The sequence below is a fragment of the Streptomyces sp. 150FB genome (genome assembly GCF_000818195.1).
Taxonomy (GTDB): domain Bacteria; phylum Actinomycetota; class Actinomycetes; order Streptomycetales; family Streptomycetaceae; genus Streptomyces.
Genome location: NZ_JTHL01000001.1, coordinates 442558 through 466973 on the forward strand (window position 1 = coordinate 442558; position 24416 = coordinate 466973).

The 24416-nt window shown below is 70.4% G+C and carries 21 protein-coding genes; 11 read left to right on the forward strand and 10 right to left on the reverse strand.

Annotated features, from left to right (window positions below; all coding sequences use genetic code 11):
• The coding region (locus QR77_RS01770; protein ID WP_040019340.1) for a sulfatase-like hydrolase/transferase at window positions 1–729 on the reverse strand (729 nt) is incomplete at its 3' end.
• 249 nt (window positions 730–978) lie between these two features.
• On the opposite strand from QR77_RS01770, the gene QR77_RS01775 reads away from it, so the two are divergent.
• The 4 genes from QR77_RS01775 (at window position 979) to QR77_RS01790 (ending at window position 6915) form a co-directional block, all read left to right on the forward strand.
• Window positions 979–1938, forward strand: a complete 960-nt coding sequence (locus QR77_RS01775; RefSeq protein WP_052488452.1) for a sugar ABC transporter permease — start codon at window positions 979–981, stop codon at window positions 1936–1938.
• Between the two features lie 11 nt (window positions 1939–1949).
• Entirely contained in the window at window positions 1950–2891 is a 942-nt protein-coding gene (locus tag QR77_RS01780; protein ID WP_040019341.1) for a carbohydrate ABC transporter permease, read from the forward strand.
• Window positions 2892–2954: 63 nt separating this feature from the next.
• Complete coding sequence (locus QR77_RS01785) at window positions 2955–4337, forward strand: sugar ABC transporter substrate-binding protein (protein WP_040019342.1); 1383 nt, start codon at window positions 2955–2957, stop codon at window positions 4335–4337.
• 109 nt (window positions 4338–4446) lie between these two features.
• Window positions 4447–6915: a glycoside hydrolase family 2 protein gene (locus QR77_RS01790; protein WP_040019343.1), complete on the forward strand. Its 2469-nt coding sequence runs from the start codon at window positions 4447–4449 to the stop codon at window positions 6913–6915.
• Window positions 6916–6926: 11 nt separating this feature from the next.
• On the opposite strand, the gene QR77_RS01795 is transcribed toward QR77_RS01790, so the two are convergent.
• The 5 genes from QR77_RS01795 to QR77_RS01815 all read right to left on the reverse strand — a co-directional run bounded on the left by QR77_RS01795 (window position 6927) and on the right by QR77_RS01815 (window position 10763).
• Window positions 6927–7718 (reverse strand): Rieske (2Fe-2S) protein, encoded by a 792-nt coding sequence (locus QR77_RS01795; protein WP_347359763.1) that lies wholly within the window; start codon window positions 7716–7718, stop codon window positions 6927–6929.
• A 231-nt stretch (window positions 7719–7949) separates the two neighbouring features.
• Window positions 7950–8315, reverse strand: coding sequence for an STAS domain-containing protein (locus QR77_RS01800; protein WP_040019344.1), 366 nt, complete (start codon window positions 8313–8315; stop codon window positions 7950–7952).
• A complete protein-coding gene (locus QR77_RS01805) occupies window positions 8312–9604 on the reverse strand; it encodes a SpoIIE family protein phosphatase (protein ID WP_040019345.1) in 1293 nt (430 codons plus the stop codon). Before QR77_RS01805 ends, QR77_RS01800 begins: the two co-directional genes overlap by 4 nt.
• Complete coding sequence (locus QR77_RS01810; protein ID WP_040019346.1) at window positions 9604–10413, reverse strand: alpha/beta hydrolase; 810 nt, start codon at window positions 10411–10413, stop codon at window positions 9604–9606. Before QR77_RS01810 ends, QR77_RS01805 begins: the two co-directional genes overlap by 1 nt.
• A gap of 86 nt (window positions 10414–10499) precedes the next feature.
• The gene (locus QR77_RS01815; protein ID WP_040019347.1) at window positions 10500–10763 is read right to left on the reverse strand and encodes a hypothetical protein; all 264 of its coding nucleotides are present in this window, start codon (window positions 10761–10763) and stop codon (window positions 10500–10502) included.
• Between the two features lie 426 nt (window positions 10764–11189).
• Here QR77_RS01815 and QR77_RS01820 point away from each other — a divergent pair, with 426 nt between their 5' ends.
• Window positions 11190–12011 (forward strand): helix-turn-helix transcriptional regulator, encoded by an 822-nt coding sequence (locus QR77_RS01820; RefSeq protein WP_052488453.1) that lies wholly within the window; start codon window positions 11190–11192, stop codon window positions 12009–12011.
• Window positions 12012–12163: 152 nt separating this feature from the next.
• Entirely contained in the window at window positions 12164–13600 is a 1437-nt protein-coding gene (locus tag QR77_RS01825) for an aldehyde dehydrogenase family protein (RefSeq protein ID WP_040019348.1), read from the forward strand.
• 10 nt (window positions 13601–13610) lie between these two features.
• Here the strand turns inward: QR77_RS01825 and QR77_RS01830 are convergent, their stop codons facing one another.
• On the reverse strand, window positions 13611–15107 hold the full coding sequence (locus QR77_RS01830) for a hypothetical protein (protein WP_150130339.1): 1497 nt from the start codon (window positions 15105–15107) through the stop codon (window positions 13611–13613).
• 165 nt (window positions 15108–15272) lie between these two features.
• Window positions 15273–15677, reverse strand: coding sequence for a type II toxin-antitoxin system PemK/MazF family toxin (locus tag QR77_RS01835; protein ID WP_040019349.1), 405 nt, complete (start codon window positions 15675–15677; stop codon window positions 15273–15275).
• A 155-nt stretch (window positions 15678–15832) separates the two neighbouring features.
• Here QR77_RS01835 and QR77_RS01840 point away from each other — a divergent pair, with 155 nt between their 5' ends.
• Window positions 15833–16210 carry a VOC family protein gene (locus QR77_RS01840; protein ID WP_040019350.1) on the forward strand — a complete coding sequence of 126 codons (378 nt, stop codon included), beginning with the start codon at window positions 15833–15835 and terminating at the stop codon, window positions 16208–16210.
• A 7-nt stretch (window positions 16211–16217) separates the two neighbouring features.
• Here QR77_RS01840 and QR77_RS01845 read toward each other — a convergent pair whose 3' ends face one another.
• Window positions 16218–17081 (reverse strand): helix-turn-helix transcriptional regulator, encoded by an 864-nt coding sequence (locus tag QR77_RS01845; RefSeq protein WP_040027106.1) that lies wholly within the window; start codon window positions 17079–17081, stop codon window positions 16218–16220.
• A 172-nt stretch (window positions 17082–17253) separates the two neighbouring features.
• On the opposite strand from QR77_RS01845, the gene QR77_RS01850 reads away from it, so the two are divergent.
• Complete coding sequence (locus tag QR77_RS01850) at window positions 17254–18033, forward strand: alpha/beta hydrolase (protein WP_040019351.1); 780 nt, start codon at window positions 17254–17256, stop codon at window positions 18031–18033.
• A 101-nt stretch (window positions 18034–18134) separates the two neighbouring features.
• On the opposite strand, the gene QR77_RS43050 is transcribed toward QR77_RS01850, so the two are convergent.
• The gene (locus tag QR77_RS43050) at window positions 18135–18593 is read right to left on the reverse strand and encodes a LuxR C-terminal-related transcriptional regulator (RefSeq protein WP_078876432.1); all 459 of its coding nucleotides are present in this window, start codon (window positions 18591–18593) and stop codon (window positions 18135–18137) included.
• 359 nt (window positions 18594–18952) lie between these two features.
• Between QR77_RS43050 and QR77_RS01860 the strand changes: the two genes are divergently transcribed.
• From QR77_RS01860 to QR77_RS01870, 3 genes are all read left to right on the forward strand, one after another.
• Window positions 18953–19687: a hypothetical protein gene (locus tag QR77_RS01860; protein WP_040019352.1), complete on the forward strand. Its 735-nt coding sequence runs from the start codon at window positions 18953–18955 to the stop codon at window positions 19685–19687.
• Between the two features lie 110 nt (window positions 19688–19797).
• Entirely contained in the window at window positions 19798–22938 is a 3141-nt protein-coding gene (locus QR77_RS01865) for an amino acid adenylation domain-containing protein (RefSeq protein ID WP_078876435.1), read from the forward strand.
• Between the two features lie 91 nt (window positions 22939–23029).
• Window positions 23030–24319: an FAD-dependent oxidoreductase gene (locus QR77_RS01870; RefSeq protein WP_040019353.1), complete on the forward strand. Its 1290-nt coding sequence runs from the start codon at window positions 23030–23032 to the stop codon at window positions 24317–24319.
• Window positions 24320–24416 lie beyond the last annotated feature (97 nt).

Sequence of the window (24416 nt, forward strand, 5' to 3'; positions counted from 1 at the left end):
GTACTCCGCGCGCAGCCGCCGGACGTCCGCCTCCTTCTCCGTCACGCGCCGGTAGTCCGGCCAGTCCCCCAGCTCCGGACCGTCCGCCTCGCCCTCCAGCCTGTCGTGGAGATAGTGCGAGCGGTGCTCGTCGTACGTGAAGAACGGCTCGTGCGGGTCGAAGCACTCGATCTGGAGGAACCACCGGTCCTCGGCGGCGTTCGTACCGAGGAACTCCAGGCCGGCGTCGACGGTCAGCGTCTGCGAGTGCAGGTCCTCGGTCGCCATGTACTGCCGGTTGATCCAGTCCTGGCGGCGGCCCGCGTCGGATCGCCAGCCGAGGGACGACGGCAGGACGGGATCCGCCACGTGCCCCTTCCACTTGTCGCCCTCCTGCCCCCGGAAGAACTCGTACGAGTCATAGCGGTTGTGGTAGGTGGCGCCGCCGTCCTCCCAGTAGTGCTGGTGGTCCGTGACGAGGTGCGTGTAGACGCCCGCACGGGACAGGATCTCGGGCACCGAGTCGTCGTACGGCTCCAGCGGACCCCACGACCGGTGCAGGAAGTTGTGCCGGCCCGTGTGGATCTCCCGGCGGGCCGGCATGCACGGCATGCTCCCCGCGTACGCGTTGTCGAACACCGCCGTCAGCCCGCCGAGCCGTTCGAAGTGCGGTGCGTGGATGCCCTCCGCGCCGTAGGGCGGCAGGAAACGCCGGTTGAGGGTGTCGAACATGACCATGATCGCGCGCACGTGGGGCTCCTCGGGGATGCGGGAGGGCGGCCGGCCGTGGTCGACCCCTCCAAGTATAAATTACCAATAATTACTGACTCAATATATTGACCTTGGCAGGAAACCCTCCCTATGGTCGCCGTACTCGCTGAACAGGACGGCCGTGGACGACGGTCCGTTCGTGCCGTCGTACGCCGAGCCGTTGTGCGTCTGCCGCCGTCTCCGCAGAGCTGCTGCCGCATGGCAGTTACAAGTGCCAAGGAGTGCGCAGTGGCGCAGATCGTGAATGACACGCCCGTGGTGCCGGGCCGCCGGCCGGAGAGGCGCCGCGGGTCAGGGCGTACCGCCGTACCGTCATCCCCCCGGCGCGGTGACGGGAAGCTCGCCTGGCTGCTGATCACACCAGCCGTCGCCGGCTTCCTCGTCTTCTTCGCCTACCCGACGCTCAGGGGCGTCTACTACAGCTTCACCTCCTTCCACATCCTCACCCCTCCGCGGTGGGTTGGCCTGGCCAACTGGCAGAAGGTGCTTGGCGATTCGGTCTTCTGGCACTCGCTGCTCGTCACCGTCTACTTCGTGGGACTCGCGGTCGTCATCGGCGTACTGCTGTCCCTGGTCACCGCCGTGATCCTGCACCGGCTGACCAGGTCCACGGTGATCAGAGGCGTGATCATCCTGCCGTTCCTGATCTCCGGGGTGGTCGCCGCGCTGGTCTGGCAGTGGATGCTCGACCCGCAACTCGGCATCATCAGCCAACTCCTGGAGAAGGTGACCGGCTCGCATCCGCTGTTCTTCAGCGACAGCCACTGGGCGGTGCCGTCGCTGGCGGCCGTCAGTGTGTGGAAGTCGATGGGCTACAACGCCGTCCTCATCTTCGCCGGCCTCCAGACCATCCCGCCGTCGGTGTACGAGGCCGGACGCCTCGACGGCGCGAGCGAGGTGCAGATGTTCCGCCGCCTGACCGTGCCACTGCTGCGCCCGATCCTCGTCATGGTGGTCATCCTCACGGTGGTCGGCTCGTTCCAGGTGTTCGACATCGTGCAGATCACCACCAAGGGCGGCCCGGCGAACGCCTCCAACGTCCTGCAGATGTACATCTACGAGAAGGGCTTCGGCGAACTCGACTTCGGCTACGCCTCGACCATGTCGCTGGCCCTCTTCGTGCTGCTCATCGCCGTCACCTTCACCCAGATGCGCCTCGCCCGCGCCAACGAGACCGACCTGAGCTGAGGAGCCCGCCCATGTCCACCATCGCCCAGGGCGCCTCCCGCGGCACCGACGGAACCGCCGCCGCCACCCAGCGGCGCCCCCGCTGGTCACCGGGCCGGACCGCCGCCTGGATCTACATCATCGTGATCCTGGTGGTCACGGTCTTCCCGTTCTACTGGATCCTGCGGACCGCGTTCTCCAACAACGTCGCCCTGCCCACCGATCCGTCCTCGCTCCTGCCGGTCGACTTCACCTGGGGGGCGTTCGAGCGCGCCCTCGGCCTCGGCTCCCGGGCCCAGGCGCAGGCGCAGGGCGGCTCGGGCGCCGCGATCAACACCCCGCTGTTTCTGCGGAACTCGATCATCTACGCCGTGGTGCAGACCGCGCTCGTGGTGTTCTGCTCGGCCATGGCCGCGTACGCCTTCTCCCGGCTGCGCTGGCGAGGCCGTAACACCGTCTTCAACATCCTGCTCGGCGCCCTGATGGTGCCGGCGATTCTCACACTGCTGCCCAACTTCATCTTCATCCGCGACATCCACCAGCTCAACTCGTTCACCGGCCTGATCCTGCCCGGCGCCTTCTTCTCCGCCTTCAACATCTTCTTCCTGCGGCAGTTCATGCTCGGTCTCAGCACCGAGGTCGAGGAGGCGGCCACCATGGACGGCGCGAGCAGGATGCGGATCTTCTTCACCATCACCCTGCCGATGACCTCGGCGCCGATCGCCACGCTGTCCCTGCTGACCTTCATCAACACCTGGAACGACTACTTCTGGCCGCTGCTCGCCACCAACGACGACCACGCGAGGCCACTGACCCTCGCGCTCGGCGTCTTCAAACAGTCCTCGCCACAGGCCGCACCCGACTGGGCCGGACTGATGGCCGCCACAACGATCGCCGCGCTGCCCATGCTCGCCCTCTTCATCATCTTCGGCAGGCGGATCGTCAACTCCATCGGGTTCACCGGCATCAAGTGACCTGGCCGGAGCAACGCGGCGGCAGGGCCGCCAGGTCCGATACCACCTCATGAAGGAGACACGATGAAGACACGTCACACCCGGTGGGGCCGGCAACTCACCGCCTCCCTCGCGGCGCTGGGGCTCGCCGCCGTGCTGGGCGGCTGCGGAGCAGGAACTGCCGGGGCAGGGAAGACAGTCGTCAACTGGTGGACCTGGGACGACAAGCAGGCCGCCGCCTACCAGCAGTGCGCCGACACCTTCGAGAAGGCCAACCCGGACATCCAGGTGAAGATCACCCAGTACGACTCGGCCGACTACTTCACCAAGCTGCTCTCCGGCTTCGTCGCCGACACCGCCCCCGACGCGTTCATGGACAGCGTCCAGTACCTCCAGCAGTACGCGTCGCTCGGGCAGTTGATGCCACTGGACACACTGATGCGCAAAACCAACTTCGACATCGGGAAGTTCTCGGTCGGGGTGAACGACTGGAAATACACGGACGGCAAGCAGTACGGGCTGCCCATGGACTGGGCCTCCGCCGCCCTCTACTACAACAAGACCACACTGACGAAGGCGGGTTACTCCGCCGCCGACGTCAACAACCTGAGCTGGAACCCCGACAACGGCGGCTCCTTCGAGAAGATGGTCGCGCACCTCACCGTCGACAGGAACGGCGTACGCGGCGACCAGCCCGGGTTCGACAAGAAGCACGTCGCCGTCTACGGGATCAGCAGCATGGTCACGGTCGGAAACGACTTCAACGGCCTCACCACCTGGCGTCCGTTCGCCTCCTCGCTCGGCTGGCGCATCGGCGACAAGAGCAGTTGGCCCACCAAGTTCACCTATGACGACCCGCGCTTGGCCAAGACGTTGACGTACTTCCGCGACCTCACCGACAAGGGATTCGCGGCGGCCCCGGGCGAGTTCGCCTCCGCGGGCAACGCACCCAGCGGAGCCGACCTCCTCGGCTCCGGCAAGGTCGCTGTCTACGCCGGCGGTTCATGGGAGGCGGCGACGCTCGACAAGCTCCCCGGGGTGAAGGTCGGCACCGGACCGCTCGTCGCCGGCCCGGACGGTACGCGCGCCACGGTCAGCAACGCCAACGGCAACACCATCTGGTCGGGCACCCGGCATCCCGAGGAGACCTGGAAGTGGGTCTCGTACATGGGCTCCACCGCCTGCCAGTCGACGGCGTCGAAATCAGGGACCTTCCTGCCCTCCATCCCCGCGGCGGTCGACACCTCGGCACAGGCGATGGCGCGCCAGGGAGTCGACCTCTCGGTCTTCCAGGAACAGGAGAAGAAGCACGAGCTCCTGCCGAACACGCCCTACGCCAACGGGACCGCCCTCCAGGCCGCCCTTCTCCCCTCCATGCAGGAGTTCTTCGCCCACCAGAAGAACGCGGGCGTCTTCGCGGAGATGGCCGCACGCAGCAAGGAACTCCTCGCGGACACGGACGACTGACCGGTACGAGGACGACCGCGCGCCCGGGCGTCGTTCTCCCCCCGCCCCCTCTCCTCCCTCCCCTTACGCCTCGACCCCGCCCCCGACCGAGAGACGGAATTCGAATCAGATGACAGCCACCGACGACTTCTCCCGGACCTCCCGGACCGGCGTCTCCACCCCTCTCACCAGCGGCTGGACACTGCGCCACGAGGGGGAGGACCTCCCGGCGGCGGTGCCGGGGTGCGTTCACACCGATCTGCTCGCCGCCGGACGCATCCCCGACCCGTTCCAGGGCCGCAACGAACTGGACGTCGAGTGGGTGGGTCGCGCCGACTGGACCTATGACATCGTTGTCAACGCTCAGGACACCCACCACGAGCGCACCGACCTGGTCTTCGAGGGGCTCGACACCGTCGCTGAGATCACGCTCGGCGGCGAAGTCCTCGGAAACACCGCCAACATGCACCGCTCGTACCGCTTCGACGTCACCGGCAAGCTGGACGGACCGAGCACCGCTCTGGCTGTCCGCTTCACCTCGGCCTACACCGCGGCGGACGAGCTGCGCCAAAGCATGGGCGCACGCGAGGAGGCGTATCCCCACCCGTCCGCCTTCGTCCGCAAGATGGCCTGCGCCTTCGGCTGGGACTGGGGGCCGTCGCTGCCGACCGCGGGTATCTGGAAGCCGGCCCGGCTGGAGCACTGGTCCACCGCACGCCTCGCGCGCGTACGTCCGCTGGTCACGGTGGACGGCGGCACAGGGCGGGTCGAGGTGCGCCTCGACGTGGCACGTACGGTGCCGGGCGCGGCCCGGGCACTCACCGCCGAGGTCCGGGTGGCGGACGGCCGGACGGTCTCCGTCCCCGTCGCCGGGGACAGCGCCACCGTGACCACCGAGGTGCCCGAGGTCGCCCTGTGGTGGCCGCGCGGCTACGGCGAACAGCCGCTCTACCCCTGCGAGGTGACCCTCCTGGACGAGAACGGGGCCGTCCTCGACACCTGGTCCCGCCGGATCGGCTTCCGTACGGTCGTGCTCGACACCCCTTCCGACGAGCACGGCACCGGGTTCACCTTCGTCATCAACGGGGAGCGCGTCTTCGCCCGGGGCGTCAACTGGATCCCGGACGACGTCTTCCCGTCGCGCGTCACCTCCGACCGCTACCGCGAACGCCTGACGCAGGCCGCGGACGCCGGCGTCAACCTCGTACGCGTGTGGGGAGGCGGCATCTTCGAGCGGGACGACTTCTACGACGTCTGCGACGAACTCGGCCTGATGGTGTGGCAGGACTTCCTCTTCGCCTGCACCACCTACCCCGAGGAGCAGCCCGTGCGCTCGGAGGTCGAGGCGGAGGCCAGGGAGAACGTCGCCCGGCTGATGCCGCACGCGAGTCTGGTCCTCTGGAACGGCAACAACGAGAACCTGTGGGTCTACCGGCTGTGGAACTGGGAGGAGAAACTCGCCGGTGACTCGTGGGGCGAGGGCTACTACCTCGGGCTTCTTCCGCGCGTCGTGGCGGAGACCGATCCGACCCGCCCGTACTGGGCGGGCAGCCCCTGGTCCGGCTCGTGGGACCACGCACCGGAGGACCCGGCCCACGGCTGCACCCACCTCTGGGACGTGTGGAACACGACCGACTACACCGACTACCTCGACAGTGTTCCGCGCTTCGTCTCCGAATTCGGCTGGCAGGCGCCGCCCGCCCACACCACCTTCCGCGACGCGCTCCCCGGCGAGGTCCTGGCCCCCGACTCGCCCGGTGTGCTGCACCACCAGAAGGCCGACGACGGAAACGGCAAGCTCGAACGCGGCCTGGCGCGGCACTTCGACGTGCCCACCGACTTCGACACCTGGCACTACCTCATGCAGGTGAACCAGGCGCGCGCCGTGGCCACCGGCGTCGAACACTGGCGCTCACACTGGCCGGTGTGCGCGGGCGCCATCGTCTGGCAGCTCAACGACTGCTGGCCGGTGTCCAGTTGGTCGGCGATCGACAGTGCGGCCCGGCTGAAGCCGCTCTGGTACGAACTGCGCCGGCTGTACGCCGACCGGCTGCTGACCGTACAGAGGAGGGACGGCCTGCTGACCCTGTGCATGGTCAACCAGTCAGCGGATTCATGGGGTTCGGAGGTACGGCTGCGCAGGATGGACGCGGACGGGACTCTGCTCGCCGAGACGGCGCTCCCGCTCGCCGCCGCGCGTAACTCGGTTGCGACAGTGCCGATTCCCGCCTCCCTCGTGCCCGACGACGCGTCGGGGAGCGAGTACGTGGTGGCCGACGCCGACGGGCTGCGCGCCCTGCACGTACCGGTTCGCGACCTGGTATTCGCCTACCCGCGGCCCGACTTCGACATCAGCCTGGCACCGGCACCGGTCGAGCCCGACGGACCGGACGGACTCGGCGGCGACGTCCTCGTCCGTATCGAGGCACGCACACTGCTGCGCGACGCGCTGCTCCAGGCGGACCGCCTCGCACCGACAGCCACCGCGGATCAGGGGCTTTTCACCCTCCTGCCGGGCGAAAGCCTCACGGTGCGCGTGCAGGGGTGGCCGGACCCGGACCCGGAGAGCGCGAGGAAGGCCCTGTTCACGCTCGGGTGAAGGCCGCCGGCTCAGCCGGCGCCCGGCAGCCGTACCTCCACCGTCCCGTCCGCCCGCGTGCGGACGTCGAAGGAGGGTTGCGGTGCGGTGGCCGGGCCGCCCATATTCCAGCCGTCGGCGAGGCGGAAGACGCTGCCGTGCCAGGGGCAGGTGACGCAGCCGTCCTGGACCGTGCCCTCGGACAGCGGGCCCGAGAGGTGACTGCACCGGTCGGCCAGTACATCGACCCGATCGTCCGCGTGCCGGAAGACCAGCAGGGGCACCTCGCCGAGTTCCCGCCGTACGGGCACCCCCACCGGAAGGTCCACCAGAGGGGCGAGCGCGTGCCATCCGGGGTCCACCAGGTGCGGTACGGGCTCCGCCTTGTTGGCTCCGGCGCCCTGCCGGTACGCGAGGTGTCCCCCGATGGCGCCCGCCGCTCCCATCACACCGAACCCGGTGTAGGCGAGTACGCGGCCCCACCCGGTCCTTCCCCGGCCACGGGCGATCCAGGAACCGGTGTAGAGGCCGATGGCCACCCCGTTGGCCACGGCGTGGACGAGCCCCGTACGCATCTGCTGCTCGTGCTGCTCGGCCCAGTCGACCCAGCCGGCCCACGCGGCGGGTACCGCTGTGACGACACCCACGCCGATCAGCAGCCTGCTCTGCCGCGCACTGCCCGGTACGGCGTCCAGCAAAGCGGCGGACAGCCACGCGCCGGTCGGCACCTGGACGAGAACGGGGTGGAGGGGGTGACCGATCTGCCGCCCGTGCAGCACGTCACGAGCACGACCGAGGGGAAGGGCGCGGACGAGGCGTTGCACCGGGGTGATCAGGGGGTCGATCCGGCTCCACCGCCCCAGAGAGTCGACTGCCTGGACGGAGGCCGCGACACAGCCGGCCGTGAGCCTCCGGAGTCGGGGGCTCTTCGGGGACTCTGTCGATTTCGAGAACATCGGTTCCGGGGGACGCATGGTTATCGATGTTGCCGCCGCTGTCCGATTCCAAACCACGGCTCCCCCGAGCGTGGCGACGCCCGCCGGGAACGTGTTCCCTCACGCGGCCGGTCCGGTCGGGGGCCTCCAGGCGGCTTCGGCCGCCTGGGCGGTGGGGTGGACGGGGAAGACCTGGTCCAGGCCGACGATGCGGAAGATCCGGCTGACGTGGTCGGGTACGGCGGCCAGAGCGACGGTGGCGCGGGAGGCGAGGGCGTGGTTGCGGGCGGCGATCAGGACGGTGATGCCGCTGGAGTCGCAGAACGTGAGGCCGGCCAGGTCGACGACGAGTTGCTGGCCCTCTTCGACGACCAGTCCGGGGAGCAGGCCTCGGACCTGGGGAGCGCTGTGGTGGTCGAGTTCGCCGACGAGTTCGATGGCGGGGCCGGAGGGCGTGGTCCGCGTACGGACGCCGAGTTGGGTCACTGCTGCTCTTCCCGGTCGGGGCGGGGCACGCTGACGGCCAGCACCGCGGTGTCGTCGTCCACCCCGGTACCGAGGGTGCCGAGGAGCTCGCGGATCGCTGTGATGGTGTGCTCGGCGGTGGTGGGGGCCAGTGCGCGGCCGAAGTCGAGAAGGGCTTCGTAGCCGTAGCGGTCGCCGTCGCCGGCGTCGGCCCCGGCCATGGGAGCTTCGGCGGTGTGGGCTTCGGCGGTGTGGGCTTCGGTGAGGCCGTCGGTGTGCAGCAGCAGGGTGTCGCCAGGGCCGAGGCTGAACGTGGTGGTGGCGATGTGCGCGTGGGGCAGGGCGCCGATGAGCTGTCCGCCCGGGGTGGGCAGGTAGTCGGCGCTGCCGTCGGCGCGCATCAGCAGAGCCGGCGGGTGTCCCCCGCTGGCCAGCGTGATCCGGAAGGCGCCCTGGTCGCCGTCGGCGGTGAGCAGGCCGAAGACGACTGTGCAGAAGCGGGGGTCGTGGCCGTTGTACTCGTGGTTGAGAACGGTGTTGAGGTTGCCCAGGACCGCGGCCGGGTCGGGGTCGTAGACGGCGGCGGCGCGCAGGGTGTAGCGGGCCAGGGAGGTGACGGCAGCGGCGGCGGCCCCTTTGCCGCACACGTCGCCGAGGAACAGGCCCCAGGTTCCGGGGGCGAGGGGGAAGAGGTCGTAGAAGTCGCCGCCGACCTCGTCCGCGGAGGCGATGTGGTAATGCGCGGCGACGTTCAGGCCGGGCACGCTCGCCAGGGTGGGCGGGAGCAGGGTGGCCTGGAGCGTGGCGGTGAGCTGCTGGAGCCGTTCGCGTTCGCGGTCGGACTCCTGGCGGGCGCGCAGCAGTTCGTTCTCGTAGGCACGCCGGTCGCGGGCGTCGAAGACGGTGGTACGGATCAGCAGCGGCTGCCCGTCACCGCCGGTCTTGACCGTCGAGGTCACCAGGACCGGCAGCCGGGTGCCGTCGGCCGCCTTCATCTCCAGTGCGATGCCGCTGATCTCGCCCCGCATGCGCAGCAGCGGCGCGAAGTGTGTCTCGTGGTAGAGACGGCCGCCGACGGTGAGGAGGTCGGAGAAGTACTTGCGGTCCACCAGGTCGCCGCGCCGGTGGCCCAGCCAGTTCAGGAGTGTGGTGTTGACCTTGGCGATCCGTCCGTCCAGCAGGGTGGACAGATAACCGCACGGGGCGTTCTCGTAGAGGTCCTCGGCGCTGTCCTCCAGCAAGGCGGAGAACGTCTGGCCGCCGTCCGCGCCTGCCCGGGGGCGGTCCTGGTCCCCGTCGGTGCGACTCATCACCGCAAGGCCCCCGCGAACGTGCCGATCGCCTGGGCCGTCTCCTCCGGGGCACTGAGCTGGGGGCAGTGCCCTGTCGCGTTCAGGGTGACCAGCTCACTGCCCTTGATCCGCGCGTGGACGAAGGCGCCCACCTCCGGCGGGGCGATCGCGTCCCTGGAGCACTGGGCGACCAGAGTGGGCACCGTCACCTGGGGCAGGTCGGCGCGGTTGTCGGACAGGAACGTCACCCGGGCGAAGACCCGGGCGATGTCCGGGTCGGTGGCGCAGAAGCTGGTCGTCAGCTCCTCGCCCAGCTCCGGGCGCTCGGGGTTGCCCATGATGACCGGGGCCATCGCGCCCGACCAGCCGAGGTAGTTCGCGTCCAGCGACTGGAGCAGTTCCTCGATGTCCTCGGCGCTGAACCCGCCCCGGTAGCCGTCGGCGGGGTCGTCGATGAAGCACGGCGAAGGAGCGAGCAGCACCAGGCCCGTGAAGTACTCCGGGTGCCGGGCCGCGGCCAGTACGCCCATCATCGCGCTCACCGAGTGCCCTACGAACGTCACCGGCCCGAGCGCCAGCTCGCGGCAGATCTCCAGTACGTCCTCGGCGTAGCCGTCCAGGCTGGAGTACCGGTCCTTGCTCCACGCCGACAGATCCGAACGTCCGGCGCCCACATGGTCGAAGAGCACGACAGTGAAGTCGCGTTCCAGCGCCGGCACCACCAGACGCCACATGTGCTGGTCGCACCCGAACCCGTGCGCCAGCATCACCACCGGCGCACCGGCACGGCCGGACACCCTCACTTGGTTCCTGCTTCGCACGTCCATGCGGCCCATCCTCGCAGAGACGCACCGCCGTGCGACGCCTGCCTCAAACCGTCAGTCATGTGAGGCTGGTTCACCACCCGAGTTCACTACCCGAGCGTGAAGACAAGGCCGACGAAGCCGAGGAACAGGCCGCCGGGCAGCGTAATACCTCCCAGGAGCCTGAAGAACCAGGGGCCGACCCGCGACGGTTCCGTGAGCCCCAGGTCCATGGTTCGGGCGGCAGCCACAGCCCGTACGGCGTTACGGCGCTCCGCGGCCTTGTCGGCGGCGCCTCGCAAGTTGAAGACGAACAGGGCCCCCCAGCACGCTGCGGCTGTTCCGAGCACGAGCAGCATGATTCCCACACCCATGGCGATCCTCCCCAACGTGCCGCCAGGCTGCGGCTGTTGCGCGGACTCTGTCAGCGGACTGTGAAGAGTGCAAATAATGTGGGGAGGAAGCGACGGTCCGGTGTGCCCGGTCCGGTGTGCCTGGTCCGGTCCGGCCGTGCTTACGGCGCGACAGTGGCGGACTTCGGGGCCGCGCGAACGCCTGGACGCGTTCGCCCGGACCTTCGCTCTATGCCGGGTCAGTGCCAGCTCGGTGTGAGGCAAGCCGCATCCCGGGATATCGCGACCCACCAGGTCCGCTCGACGTGGAGGGAAATCCACGTTTCGTGATCGCCTGAATCATCCGTGCGGTGGTCCGACGCCGGGAGGTGGCTTTCCCTCCGTTCGCTTCGTCCGGGAATCACGGCACCACCGGGGAGGATGTGCCATGGCGAGTAGAATTGCGCCATGCCTGCGATGAACAGTCCTTTCGGTGAATTTCTCCGTGCGAGCCGCGCACGTGTCGACCCTGCCGAAACAGGCCTGGTGACCGGGGGCAGCCGGAGGGTGGCCGGACTGCGCCGCGAGGAGGTCGCGGTACTGGCGGGGGTGAGCGCGGACTACTACGCGCGGCTGGAGCAAGGCCGGGAGCGCAACCCGTCGGCGCAGGTCGTCGCCGCGATCGGCCGCGCGCTACGGCTCGACACCGACGCCCGGGGCCATCTGTACCGGCTGGCCGGGCTCACCCCGGGTATGGCGCCCGACAGCTCCCGTGAACTCGTCCATCCATCGCTGCTGGAGTTGCTGGACGCCTTTCCTGCCGCTGCCGCCTATGTACTCAGCCCGGCGTTCAACGTACTCGCCACCAATCCGATTGCCACCGCACTCCTGTCGCCGTTCACCGGCACGGACAACATGGTCCGGGTATTGTTCCAGCATTCCGCCGCACGGGATGTATTCACGCAATGGGAGCAGGTCGCCGGCGCGACCGTGCATGCCCTGCGGCTGAACGCGGGCCTTTATCCGCAGGACCCGGACATCCGTGCGCTGGTCGACGAGATGGTTGCCTCGTCGGAGGATTTCCGTTCGCTCTGGCACGACCAGACCGTGGGAGGGCTGACCCGGGCGTTCAAGGTGTTCGTCCATCCGCTGGCCGGCCGGATCGAGTTGACGTACCAGACCTTCGACGTGCGGGACGCCCCCGGGCAGCAGCTCCTGGTCGGCACCCCCGCGCCCGGCACTCCAAGCGCGGAAGCGGTCGCGGCCCTGGGCTCGCTGCACGCCGTTTAGCCGGTGTCGGGCCTCGGCGGCCGCGCTCACCGTGCCGGTCTTCCTGGGTGTCCCGCACCCAGGAAGACTCACCCTTCCCCCGCTGTCGACCGGGGCGTGAGAGTGGGCGGGACGGGCGATGCCGCCCGTCCGGACCCCGGGAGAAGAACCGTATGGCCACCACATTCGACGCCGCGTTCACGATGACCATCGACGGCCGGCCGGTCGCGGGAACATCGTCGTTCGGCGTGACGAATCCCGCCGACGAGACCGTTCTGGCCCAGGCACCGGACTGTTCGCCCGAACAGCTCGACGCCGCGGTCGCCGCGGCTCGCGCCGCTTTTCCCGCATGGGCCGGAACGGACCACGGCGAGCGCCGGAAGCTGCTGCACGGCATGGCCGACGCGATCGAGGCCCGCGTCGAGCCGCTCCACCAGATCCTGGCCCGCGAGGCGGGCAAGACGCTGAACGACGCGAGGACGGAAGTCCTCGGCTTGTCTTACTGGCTGCGCGGGATGACGACACTGAGCCTGCCGGAGACGGTCAACGAGGACAGCGCCGACCGCCGTTCCGTCACCCGTCACGTTCCCCTGGGCGTGGTCGGAGCCATCGTCCCGTGGAACTACCCGCTGGGGCAGACCGGTTTCAAGCTCGCCCCCGCCCTGCTGGCCGGCAACACCGTCGTACTGAAGCCGTCGCCCTTCACCCCGCTGGCGACGCTGCGACTCGGCGAAGTGCTGCGCGACGTCCTTCCCCCCGGGGTACTGAACGTCGTCTCGGGCGGCGACGCCCTCGGCCCCCGGATGACGGCGCACCCGGACATCGACAAGATCAGCTTCACCGGCTCCACCGGAACCGGCCGCAAGGTCATGGCCGGAGCGGCGGGCTCGCTGAAGCGGGTCACCTTGGAACTCGGCGGCAACGATCCGGCGATCGTGCTCCCCGACATCGATGTGCCCACGGTCGCCGAGAAGCTGTTCTGGGGCGCCTTCGGTCACAACGGCCAGGTCTGCCTGGCCGCCAAGCGCGTCTACATCCACCAGGACGTCTACGAACCGCTGAAGCGGGCCCTGGCCGACTACGCGCGTACCGTACGGACCGGCGACGGCGTCACCGAGGACGTCCAGCTCGGGCCGGTCCAGAACCGCCCCCAGTACGAACGGGTCCTCGACCTCATCCGGGACTCCGCCGACCAGGGCCACCGCTTCCTCACCGGCGGCCTCCCCGCCGAGGGCAAGGGCTACTTCATCCGGCCCACCCTCGTCGACAATCCTCCCGAGGACTCTCGCATCGTCCAGGAGGAGCAGTTCGGCCCCGTGCTGCCCCTGCTGACATTCGACGACGTCGACGATGTCATCGCCCGGGCCAACGCCGGCGAGTACGGCCTCGGCGCCTCCGTCTGGTCGGGCGACACCGACACCGCCCTCGCCATCGCCCGCCGTCTGGAGGCCGGCACCGTGTGGATCAACGAGATCCAGCACCTCACACCGCGAGTGACCTTCGGCGGCCTGAAGAACTCGGGTATCGGCTCGGAGAACGGCATCGAGGGTCTGCTCGCCTTCACCGCCCCGCAGACGATCACCGTCACGCCGGCCACAGCCGGGGTATGAGGACCCGCCGTCAACTGCCCGCGGTCCACAGGGTCGCCGCCGGTGCCTGCTCGGTGAGGGCTGCCGCCCCGGTCCAGTCGATGAAGGAGGCGCCCGGCAGGTAGTCCTGCTGGAGGAAGAAGGCGCGGGTGATCCGGGTGACGGTCAGGGACGCGCCGGTCTCCACGACGGGGGTGCGCAGCGCGACGACTTCCTCGATGTCCGACGGCCGGGTTCCGGTGGGGAGTTCGACGGTGGTTGCCGCCGGGCCCTCGCGGGTGATGGACGAGGCGGCGATGGCGTGGTCGGAGCGGTACAGCTTCGGGTCGCCCTTCAGCCGTACGCCGACGGACAGGCCCACGTCGCCGGCGTCCGTCGAGGGCGTCGCGCTGTGGGTGACGGCGAGGTAGAGGTACGTGCGCTGGTCGCCGAGTTCGGGGGTGTCCGGGTCGGAGGGGGACTCGATCTTGCCCTCTCGGGTCATCTCCTGGGCCATGACGGGGTAGAGCCACGGGTTGGTGTCCATCATGTGCTCGCGCGGCCGGCCCGCGGGCAGTTCCTGGGCGGGTGCGAGCGAGAACCGCATGGGGTCGTCGACCGTGTCGCACAGGTTGTTGTTCGAGGTGCAGGTCTCCAGCCGCGGCCGGCTGCCCTCGTACGTACCGGCGAAGGCCAGCGTCCGGTGGTTGGCGGCCTGGTAGACGCCGGTGCCGGCGACCGGGGTGCCTGTGGCGTCGACCTCGACGCGGTAGGCCCACTCGATGTCGGTCGTACGTCCCCAGCGGGCCATCAGCGCTGGGGAGTCGGTGCCGCCGTCCTCGTTGCTCCAGACAACTGTGTACTGGAGCACCTTGTGGCCCGGCGTCTGCGCGGGGAGGACCTCGTGGTAATCGAAGGCGGGGGTGTCCGTCGTGCTGCTCTGGAACTGATCGCCCAGGTCGGACAGGTTACGGCCGTAGAGCACGGGCGCGTTGCGCAGTACGAGCCCCATGTCGGTGTTCTCCCCGTACACCTGGACGGCGACAGCGCCGAGCTTGGCGACGGCAGCACCCCGTGGCGAGCGGTCCCCCGCGAAGCGGAACGTCAGCCGGTGCGGTGCCCGGCTGAGGTGGCCCAGCGAGAAGCTGCGGGAGATGGGCTGGTCGGAGGGGATCACCAGGTCGGTCGCGTAACGGCCGTCGACGTACGCCGACACCACGGCGGACTCGCTGCCCGCGGTCCCCCAAGACACCCCGGGCGCCTGGGATTCGAGCGTCACCACCGCCTCCCCCGACCGGCGCGCGACAAAGGAAACGGTCCGCTCCGGGCCGCCGCGCCGCACGGTGACGGTGGGCGAGTGCGTGGGCGGGTGTATGGGCGTGGGCGTCTGCGTCTGCGTCTGCGTGGGCCTGTACGTGTGCGTCGCAGTCACGGCGCCTGCGGGCGGAACGGTCAGGCCGAGCGTCGACCCGGCGAGCAGCGCCACCGCCACACAACTCCCCAGCCTGGCGGTGCCGGTACGGGGTCGTGATCTACGGGTGTCCTTCATGTCGAGTTCCTCTCAGCGGGTGTGGCGGGGTACCTGCTCGGCGCTGTGCGCTCCTGACGAAGGTGCAGCAGATCTGCGACCGCTGAGAGACGTCTACGGGGACCCTGGCTGAACTCCCCTGCTGAAATGGCCGCTTGCCGGACCGCAGCGGCTCCTGGTCGTCCGCTACCCGGGGCCACTGAGACGGAGGGCGTCCCTCATCCCGCCGAGCTTCGCGCTTGCCGAGGGGGTCCACTCCGTCGTCTGTTCCCCGAGACGGAGGGCATCCTCGATCTCGCTGAGCTTCGCGGAGGGCAGGACGGCTGCCCGCTCGGCCAGGTCGTCGGTGGACACGGTGGTCAGCCACGTACAAGGGGTAAAGCCCGGGCGCGGGAACGCGAACCGCAACACGCCTTCGAACGGCAGCCCTTCCCTGGCGCCCACGGGTATTTCGACGCCCAGACCGCTGATGTCGACGCCCGCCGGGGCGACGACCTGCATCGCCCGGATCGCGGACGCGTCGTCTTCCGACAGCAGTACGACCAACCGCCGCTCGTCGAAGTCGACCCACCAGACTTCGCCACGCCGCACATGTCCTCCTGACGCGCTGTGTAGCCGGAGACGGGTGCGGCCACCCTCGATCACGCGGTGGCAGCAGCGCACAGCGTAGACCCTGTGCGCCGACCGGTCCGGTGGTTGGGATCATACGAAGATCACGGACTACGGTGGGGCATTAGGATCCATTCATGATCGCTGACCTCCAGTGCGTGGTGTTGGACTGCCCCGATCCGGCGATACTCGCGCGGTTCTACCAGTCGCTGCTCGGTGGGACGGTTGATCAGCAGGATCGGCGATGGGCACTCGACGACGACTGGTCGACCCTGCACACGCCGTCCGGTCTCGTCCTCGCCTTCCAGCGGACTGCGGACTACCGGCCGCCGCTGTGGCCCGACCCGGCCCGTCCCCAGCAGTTCCATGTGGACTGCGGTGTTACGGATCTGGACCGCGCCCAGGAACAGGTGCTGGCCCAAGGGGCGACGGTCCTGGATCTCGGCTCCGAGGAACGGAGTTGGCGCGTCTATGCCGACCCTGCCGGGCATCCGTTCTGCCTGGTCCGGCACTGAGGACGCATCACCGGTGGCTGCGGTGCGCCGTCTCGGGCCCGACGACGCGCAGCAGGTCCAGGGCCTCGGCGCTCGGTGTGCCGGGCGGGGGCGTGAAGATCAGTAGCCGCTGGTCCTCGGCCGGGCTGACGAGCGCCTCGTAGTCGAAATCGATCAGCCCGACCGCCGGGTGCCGTACCCGCAGGTGGCTCTTCCGCCGGACGGCCACCTCATGGCGGTCCCACTTCGCTGCGAACTCGTCGCTGGCCTCCCGCAGCCGGGCGACGAGCGCCGCCGCCTCGGCGTCGCCGGGTCCGCGGCGCGCCACCGCCGTACGGAGGTCGGCGACGACCAGCCGGCCGCGAACCTCGTGTTCGTCCTCGGGGTACGCCTCGCGGACGAACGGGTCGGTGAACCACCGCCACACCACGTTCCGGTCGGGCTCCTCCACCGTGCACACACAGCCGAACAGCGCCTCGGCCACGGCGTTCTGGGCCAGCAGGTCGCCCAGGTCGCCGAGGATCTGCGCGGGCGTGCTCGTCAACTGGTCGAGGAGGTAGAGCAGTCCGGGACGCACATGGCTGCCGGCCCGGCGGCCCTCCGGCGGGCGGTGACCGGCCAGCACGAACAGGTGGTCGCGCTCGTCCTCGGTGAGCCGCAGCGCGCGGGCCAGGGCGCCGAGCATCTGTACGGACGGCTGCGGGCCGCGCGCCTGCTCCAGGCGTATCAGGTAGTCGGCGGACATCCCGGCCAACTGCGTCACCTCCTCGCGGCGGAGCCCGGGCGTCCGGCGCCGGGGCCCGGAGGCCAGCCCGACATCGTGCGGACGCAGCCGCTCCCGCGACCGGCGGAGGAAGTCGGCGAGTTCACGGCGGTTCAGTTCGGTCCGCATGGCGTCATTGTCCGACATCCCTCGTTGTCCGGCACCAACGGGCCGTGCCCGCCGGTGGACCCTGGGATCGCCGGTCCTAGGGAAAACGGTCCGCTCCTCATCCGGGCCGGGGCACAGCATCGTTGGCGGCGGAACACAGACACCCTCACTCTCCGCAGAAGGAAGAAGAACCATGCCTGTAGTGACTGTCGACGGCGCCCGCGTCCCCTACCGCCTGGAGGGCTCGGGGCCCGCCCTCGTGCTGGTGCACGGAACCGGCGCGGGGTCGGTGACCTGGGAGTCGTCCCTCGGACACTTCACCGGCCGGCACACCGTCGTCCTCCCGGACCTGTCCGGCAGCGACGCCGCCGAGGACGACGGGGGCGAGCTGACCGTCGAGCTGCTCGCCGCCCAACTGGCCGCCGTGGTCGAGGACCTGGGGCGCGGCCCGGTGGACGTCCTGGGCTACTCGCTGGGCGCGCCCGTGGTCGCCCTGCTCGCCGCGGAGCACCCGGAGCTGGTGCGCCGGCTCATCACCCTCTCCGGCTGGTGCGGCCCGGAGGACCCGTACATCCAGAACGGCCTCGCCGTCTGGCGCACGATGGCCGACAACCCGACGGCTTTCGCGCGCTACGCCATGGTGGCGGGCTTCGGCCGCCCCTACCTCAACTCCCTCGACCGCGAGGCCGTGGAGAAGCTGGCGACCCGCATGCAGCCGAGCGCGAACCTGCTCCGTCAGATCGACGCCGACCTGAAAATGGACATTCGCGCCGCGCTCCCCCGCATTCAGGCGAAGGCCCTGGTCATCGGATGCACGCTGGACGCGCTGATCCCCGTCGAGAACTCGCGTGAGCTCGCGGCGCGCATCCCGCACGGCCGCTTCGCCGAGCTGGAGAGCGGCCATGTGGCGCGGGACGAGCGGCCGGCCGAACTGGCCGAACTGGTCGAGGAGTTCCTCGACGAAGCCGCCTGACCGTGGACTTCGCGGGGCGTCCGTGCCGGTCTCGGGCGCCCTGGCGGTGCACACGAACACCCCGGGAGAGGCGATACCGAGAACGCTTGCCCGCCCGCCCGTCAGGAGCTTGCCTGTGCGGGCGGGCGGGCCTCGTTCTCGTTGCCGCGCGGCGGGTGGGAAGGCCCGGAGGCGTCGCCGAGTGTCCGCGCGATCGCCTCGGCCCGTCCACTTACCCCGAGCTTCCGGTATATCGCCTGCAAATTGTTCTTGACGGTACGTTCGGCGATCCCCAACTGGCGTGAGATCATTCGGTTCGACGCGCCGGTGATCAATATGTCCAGCACCTGACTTTCCCGGCGCGTCAATTGGACGACAGGTGCCGGCAGCCGCTTTTCCGGTTGTTTCTGAAGGCTTTCCGCGTTCGTGCTCCGGCCGGAACTCCCGGGTGGCTCGGGACTGCACGCACCGCGCTCGGCGAGGCTCCTGAGTAATTCGACTATCTCTCTGAGGCTGGAGATGATCTCATCGTCTCCGGCCCCCCGCGGCCCGTCTCGCGCCGGCCCCGGGTTGGTGGTCATGGCATCTGGTTTCCCCTCCCGCAATGCCTGGTTGAAGGCCCAGGAAGCGGCAGTGTGTGGCGTCTTCGACGAAGGAGCGGCACTCCGCTGAAGGCAGGTGCCAGTGGTCTACCCCTGCCGGGGTTCTCGAACCGCCGGGCGACCCCCGGACATCCTCCTTTTTTCTCGCCTCCCGCCTCCCGCCTTTCGCCGGGACGGCCCTTGTCCGGCGCTCACCGAAGCGGCTTCCCCCGCGCCTGGCCCGAAAGGCCCGGGGTACCGGCCCGAAGGGACCATGCTCCGGGCTGTTTCGCGTAAAGGGGGCTGGCAAGCAGAGCACCAACCGTGGTTTCCGTAACACGAGGAAGCGAGGGATTTCGGTGCCACAAGACGAAAAAGCGAAAACGGCCGAGCAACTGATCGCGGAACTCGACACCCGGCGTGCGGACCGTACGCCAGGTGCGGAGAGGATTCCGGACGGCCCGGAGGATCAAAGCCAGTCGCGCGCGCAGGACAACGCCCTGCTGGACCTGGCCCGGCGCGGCGAGCTGACGGCAGATCACCTGCGGCGCCTGGTGGTCGTCGAGGCACAGTGCCAGCGCGCCGAACTGGCCGCGTACGGGCTGATGACCGCGCGGTTCCCGCACCCCCGGGCCGTGGGGCTCTACCAGGAACTGATCCGGTTGGTGCACGGCGCGCAGCCGGCCCTGGCCGACTGCGCCGAGGCGCTGGGCCTGTCGCGGGACGGCCTGCGGACCGCGCCGCAGGCGTACCGGACCTATGCCTTCAACGGGATGCTGTCGTGGATCGCGCTCCAGGGCAGCCAGGCCGCCACGGCACTGGCCGTGCACTCCGACCTCGTTGTCTACCTGGGCGGTTGCGTGCAAGTGGTCCGGGCGGTCCGCGAGTCGGGCGTGCCGGCGCCGGAGGAGTTCCTGGCGTACTACGGGGCCGGTTGCACCCCGGAACTCCTCGGCCTTGCCCAGGAGGCCGTGGACGAGGGCCTGCGCCGCGGCGACGACTCCGGAACGGCCGTGCACATGGCGTGGCTGCTGGAGCAGAGCGTCGGAGATTTCTGGCGGGCCGCGGCCGGTACGGACACGGCCGCCGCCTGAGCGTCCGGGCGTCGTACGCGCCCTGCCGCCATCGTCCGGCGCCGTTCGGCCGAGGCCGGTTCATTCACCACACCCTTTCCCACCCACCACCGCCAGATCGGAGATCACCCATGTCCCCCACCAGCCACGAACAGACCCACGAACAGCCGTCCACCCGCCTCCCCAACCATGTCCGCGCGTGCAACGACGCCGACTGGGACTACCCCAGCGACGCCTCGCTGAGCGACCTGTTCGCCGAGCAGGCGGACCGTACCCCGCAGGCGGAGGCCGTCGCGTGGGACGACGGCCGGTGGACCTACGACGAACTGCGGCAGCGCGTCCAAGGAGCCGCCGCGCTGCTGCGTGAGCGCGGAGTCCGGAACGGCGACACCGTGGGCGTACTGCTGCCGCGCTCACCGGACTGGGTCGTCGCCGCGCTGGGCGTCCTGGCGGCCGGGGCGGTCTATCTGCCCCTGGACCCCGCCCACCCGGAGAGCCGGCTGCGCGGCATCCTCGAAGACGCCGACGTCCGGTGTCTCGTGACCGACGCCGACGGCCCGCCGCCGGCCGCCGATGACCGGACCCGCGTGACCACGGGCGAACTTAACCCCCGCACGGACGTCGACGGCCCTGACCCGCGAACAGCGGCCGCCCGGCGCGACGGGGGCGATCCCGCCTACGTGATCTTCACCTCGGGCTCCAGCGGCACCCCCAAGGGCGTGGTGTGCACCCACCGCGGCCCCGCACGCCTGGCGCTGGGCGCCGGCGACCTGCGGCTGCGGGCCGGGGACCGGCTGCTGGCCACCACCAACGCGACGTTCGACGTCTCCTGCTACGAGTTGTTCGCGCCGCTGCTGAGCGGCGCCTGTCTGGTGCTTCCCGACCCCGAGACGCTGCTGAGCACGGACGCGCTGGCCGAGTTGCTGCGCCGCCAGGGGATCACGGTGATGTGGCTGAGCGCCGGGCTGTTCCATCAACACGCCCAGGCCCAGCCGGAGATGTTCGCCGGTCTGCGCTGCCTGATCGCCGGGGGCGACGCGCTGAACCCCTCCGCCGTACGGGCCGTGCTGGAGCACGGCAGGCCCGGGCTGTTCCTCAACGGCTACGGCCCCACGGAGAACTCGGTCCTGTCCACCGTCCACCGCGTCACGAGCCTGTCGCCGCACGCGGATTCCGTCCCGATCGGCCTCCCGGTCACCGCATCGACGGCGTACGTGGTGCGCTCCGACGGGCGCCTGGCCGGGGTCGGCGAGCAGGGCGAACTGTGGGTCGGCGGCGACGGGGTGGCCCTGGGGTACCTGGGCGACGAGGAGAAGACCGCGCGGCAGTTCGTCCCCGATGTCTTCGGTGGCGACGAGCGGCGGCGGCTGTACCGGACCGGCGACATCGCCTGCTGGCGCAAGGACGGGGTACTGGAGTTCCGGGGGCGCCGCGACCGGCAGGTCAAGATCCGCGGCTATCGCGTCGAACTCGACGAGATCGAGGCGACGCTGGAGGCGCACCCCGAGGTCACCGAAGTCGCTGTGGACGTCGTGGGCGAGGACGCCGGGCAGCGGCTGGCCGCCGCGATCATCACCGACGGCGGCGCCGAGCCGGACGGCCTGGTGCGCCAGTTGCGCGACCACACCCGCGACCGGCTGCCGGCGCACATGGTGCCCGCACGGATCGTCGTGGCGGACGAACTGCCCCTGACCTCCAGCGGAAAGACCGACCGGGCGGCGCTGATGCGCCTGGTGGAGCAGCGCCACGCGACGCCCGGCGACGAGGGACGGGCCCCGCGGGGCGAGCAGGAGGAGAAGGTCGCCGGCGTGTGGAGGGGCGCTCTCGGCGTCGACCAGGTCAACCGGGACGACGACTTCTTCGCCCTCGGCGGCACCTCGCTGCGCGCGACCCAGGTGGCGGGAACCACCCGCCGGCTGTTCGGCATCAGCCCCTCCCACGGCGCCGACCTGGTCCGCACCCTGCTCGACAACCCCACCTTGAGGGACTTCACCCAGCGCGCCCGCCGGCTCAGCGACACGCCCTCCGCGGACAGCGGCGCCGGCGGAGCGGACCGTACGGGCGTGGACTTCGCCGCCGAGACGGCGTGGCCGCAAGGGCTGCGGTTCGACGCGCCGGCGGCCGGCGACCCGCTGCGCCCGCGCACCGTCCTGCTGACCGGTGCCACCGGGTTCCTCGGGGTGCACCTGATCGCCCAACTCCTGGACCGGGGCGTGCGGACGGTGTTCTGCCACGCACGGGCCCGTACGCCCGACGAGGCCCTCGCCCGGGTCACGGCCAGGATGCGGCGCTACGGCCTGGACCCGTCGGGCTACGAGGACCGGCTGGTCGCCCTCCCCGGCGACCTCGCCGCCCCGCACCTGGGGCTGGACGACGCGGCCTGGCTGCGGGTGGCCCGGGAGACGGACGTCATCGTGCACGCCGGTTCGCACGTCAACTTCGCCTACCCGTACGACGCGCTGGCGCCCGCGAACGTCGGCGGCACCCGTACCGTCCTCGAACTGGCGGCCACGGAGCGCACCAAGGCGGTGCACTACATCTCGACCATCGCCGTCATCGCCGGATTCGGAACGGCCGGAGTACGGCACGTGGGGGAGGACACCCCCCTCGACCACGCCGACCGCATCTCGCTGGGCTACCCCGAGACCAAGTGGGTCGCCGAGCACCTGATCGGCGAGGCCGCCGAGCGCGGGCTGCCGGTCACCATCCACCGCCCCTACGAGATCACCGGGACCGAGGACCGGGGCGTGTGGAACACCGACACGATGATGTGCGCGCTGTTCCGCACCATCGCCGAGACCGGAACCGCGCCGCGGATGGCGCTGCCGCTGGACTTCGTACCGGTGGACCACACCGCGGCCGTCATCACCCGGATCATCACCCACGACAAGCCCGACGGGCGGGTCTACCACGTCACCAATCCGCGCCCGGCGCTGCTGGACCTGGCGGTACGGCGGCTCCGCGCGATGGGCTACCCGGTGCGGGACCTGCCGTACGACGACTGGGTCGCGTCCGTCGACCGGCTGGCGGCCGACAACCCGGAACACCCGATGTCCCCCTACCTGCCGATGTTCATGGAGCCGGCACACGACTGGGCGTCGTCGGTCAAGGAGATGTACTGCGAGGGCACCTTCCCCGCGTTCGACCGGACCAACGTCGAAGAGGCGGTCGCGGGCAGCGGCCTGCGCTGCCCCCCGGTGGACGACGCGCTGCTGGACCTCTATCTGCGGTACCTGCGGGACAGCGGCTTCCTCCCGCCGCCGACCGCGTGACCGACACCGCGACCCCCAGCCCGTCCACGACACCGCGTCGAAGGAACGCGGCCACAACACCGCGTCCAAGGAACACAGAAAGGCCCGCCCCATGCGAATCGCCGTCATCGGCGCCGGAACCGCCGGACTGACCGCGGCCTGGCTCCTCACCCCCGACCACGACGTCACCGTCCACGAGGGCGCACCGCGCCCGGGCGGCGCCGTCCGCACCCACACCCTCGACACCGAGCGCGGCCCCGTATCCCTGGACCTCGGCGCGCAGCACCTGTCCCCCGGCGATTTCACGGCCCACCGGGCCCTGCGGCGCCTGGTCGGCATCGGCGAGGACGACGAGATGACCGTTCCCCTCACCATGACGGTCACCGCCGCCGGAGCAACAGCGCCCCTGCTGGTCACACCGGACGCCGCCCGTGACGCCGAAGCCGGGCGCACCCCGGTGACCGGTCCTGCCTGGGAGCGGATCGCCGCGTTCCTGGCCGCCACCGCGCAGGTGGGGCCCCTCGGCCCCGGCGCCACCGTCGCCGAAGCGGCGGTCGCGGCCGGAGTCGGTGAGGAGGTCCTCGACCGGATCCTGCTGCCCTGGCTCGCCTCGTACTCCGGCTGCCGAGTGGCGGAGGCGGCCGCGATGCCGGCCCGGTACGCCGCCGCCTGGGCACTGCGGACGCCGCCGGCCCGGCCCGAGGACGCGGCGCTGTGGACCAACGTCACAGGCGGCCTGCACACCCTGACCGCCCGTCTGTCAGACGCCCTCGGCGACCGCCTGCGGCTGTCCGACCCGGTTACGGAGGTCAGCGCGGGCGGTCCCGGCGGCTCGGCCCCACTGACCGTACGTACCACCGCCGGCACCGCGCACGAGTACGACCGGGTGGTCGTCGCCACCCCCGCCAAGGAGGCCGCCCGGATCCTGGCCACGGACCCCGTGCTCGCCGAACGGGCCGTCCTGCTGCGCCGGTTGCCGTACGAACCGGTGACCGTCGCCCTGCACCGCGACCCCCGGTACATGCCGGCGCATCGCCGTCACTGGTCCGCCGTCAACATCCACGCGCACGACGGTCGGGGCGAGACGACCTTCTGGTTCAGCACCGCCGGCGTGCCCGACGTCTTCAAGAGCTGGATCACCCACCGCGAGCAGCCGGTGGACGTCCTGCGGGTCGAGCGGTTCGACCACCTGGTGCTCACCGCCGACGCGGACGCCACCCGGCGCAAACTGCACGGCCTGCGTCTCAGCCCGCATCTGCGACTCGCCGGCAGCTACCTGTACGACATCGACAGTCAGGAGTCGGCCGTCCGCTCGGCGCTTCAGGCCGTGGAGGAGATCGACGCCTCGGGATCCCGGACGGCCCGCTTGCGCGCGGCCGTCCGGACGGAGGCGACGTCGTGACCGCCACCGTCCGGACGGGCGCCGACAGTGTCCGCCCGGCCCGGCATGTGGCCGACGGCGGCCACGGACTGCGCGGAGCGCTGACCGCCGAGGCGCG

Coding starts and splice junctions, on each gene's coding strand:
- QR77_RS01780 (WP_040019341.1), top strand. CDS start 1,950: ATGTCCACCATCGCCCAGGGCGCCTCCCGCGGCACCGACGGAACCGCC.
- QR77_RS01785 (WP_040019342.1), top strand. CDS start 2,955: ATGAAGACACGTCACACCCGGTGGGGCCGGCAACTCACCGCCTCCCTC.
- QR77_RS01790 (WP_040019343.1), top strand. CDS start 4,447: ATGACAGCCACCGACGACTTCTCCCGGACCTCCCGGACCGGCGTCTCC.
- QR77_RS01805 (WP_040019345.1), bottom strand. CDS start 9,604: ATGAGTCGCACCGACGGGGACCAGGACCGCCCCCGGGCAGGCGCGGAC.
- QR77_RS01810 (WP_040019346.1), bottom strand. CDS start 10,413: ATGGACGTGCGAAGCAGGAACCAAGTGAGGGTGTCCGGCCGTGCCGGT.
- QR77_RS01815 (WP_040019347.1), bottom strand. CDS start 10,763: ATGGGTGTGGGAATCATGCTGCTCGTGCTCGGAACAGCCGCAGCGTGC.
- QR77_RS01820 (WP_052488453.1), top strand. CDS start 11,190: ATGCCTGCGATGAACAGTCCTTTCGGTGAATTTCTCCGTGCGAGCCGC.
- QR77_RS01825 (WP_040019348.1), top strand. CDS start 12,164: ATGGCCACCACATTCGACGCCGCGTTCACGATGACCATCGACGGCCGG.
- QR77_RS01830 (WP_150130339.1), bottom strand. CDS start 15,107: ATGAAGGACACCCGTAGATCACGACCCCGTACCGGCACCGCCAGGCTG.
- QR77_RS01840 (WP_040019350.1), top strand. CDS start 15,833: ATGATCGCTGACCTCCAGTGCGTGGTGTTGGACTGCCCCGATCCGGCG.
- QR77_RS01845 (WP_040027106.1), bottom strand. CDS start 17,081: ATGCGGACCGAACTGAACCGCCGTGAACTCGCCGACTTCCTCCGCCGG.
- QR77_RS01850 (WP_040019351.1), top strand. CDS start 17,254: ATGCCTGTAGTGACTGTCGACGGCGCCCGCGTCCCCTACCGCCTGGAG.
- QR77_RS43050 (WP_078876432.1), bottom strand. CDS start 18,593: ATGACCACCAACCCGGGGCCGGCGCGAGACGGGCCGCGGGGGGCCGGA.
- QR77_RS01865 (WP_078876435.1), top strand. CDS start 19,798: ATGTCCCCCACCAGCCACGAACAGACCCACGAACAGCCGTCCACCCGC.
- QR77_RS01870 (WP_040019353.1), top strand. CDS start 23,030: ATGCGAATCGCCGTCATCGGCGCCGGAACCGCCGGACTGACCGCGGCC.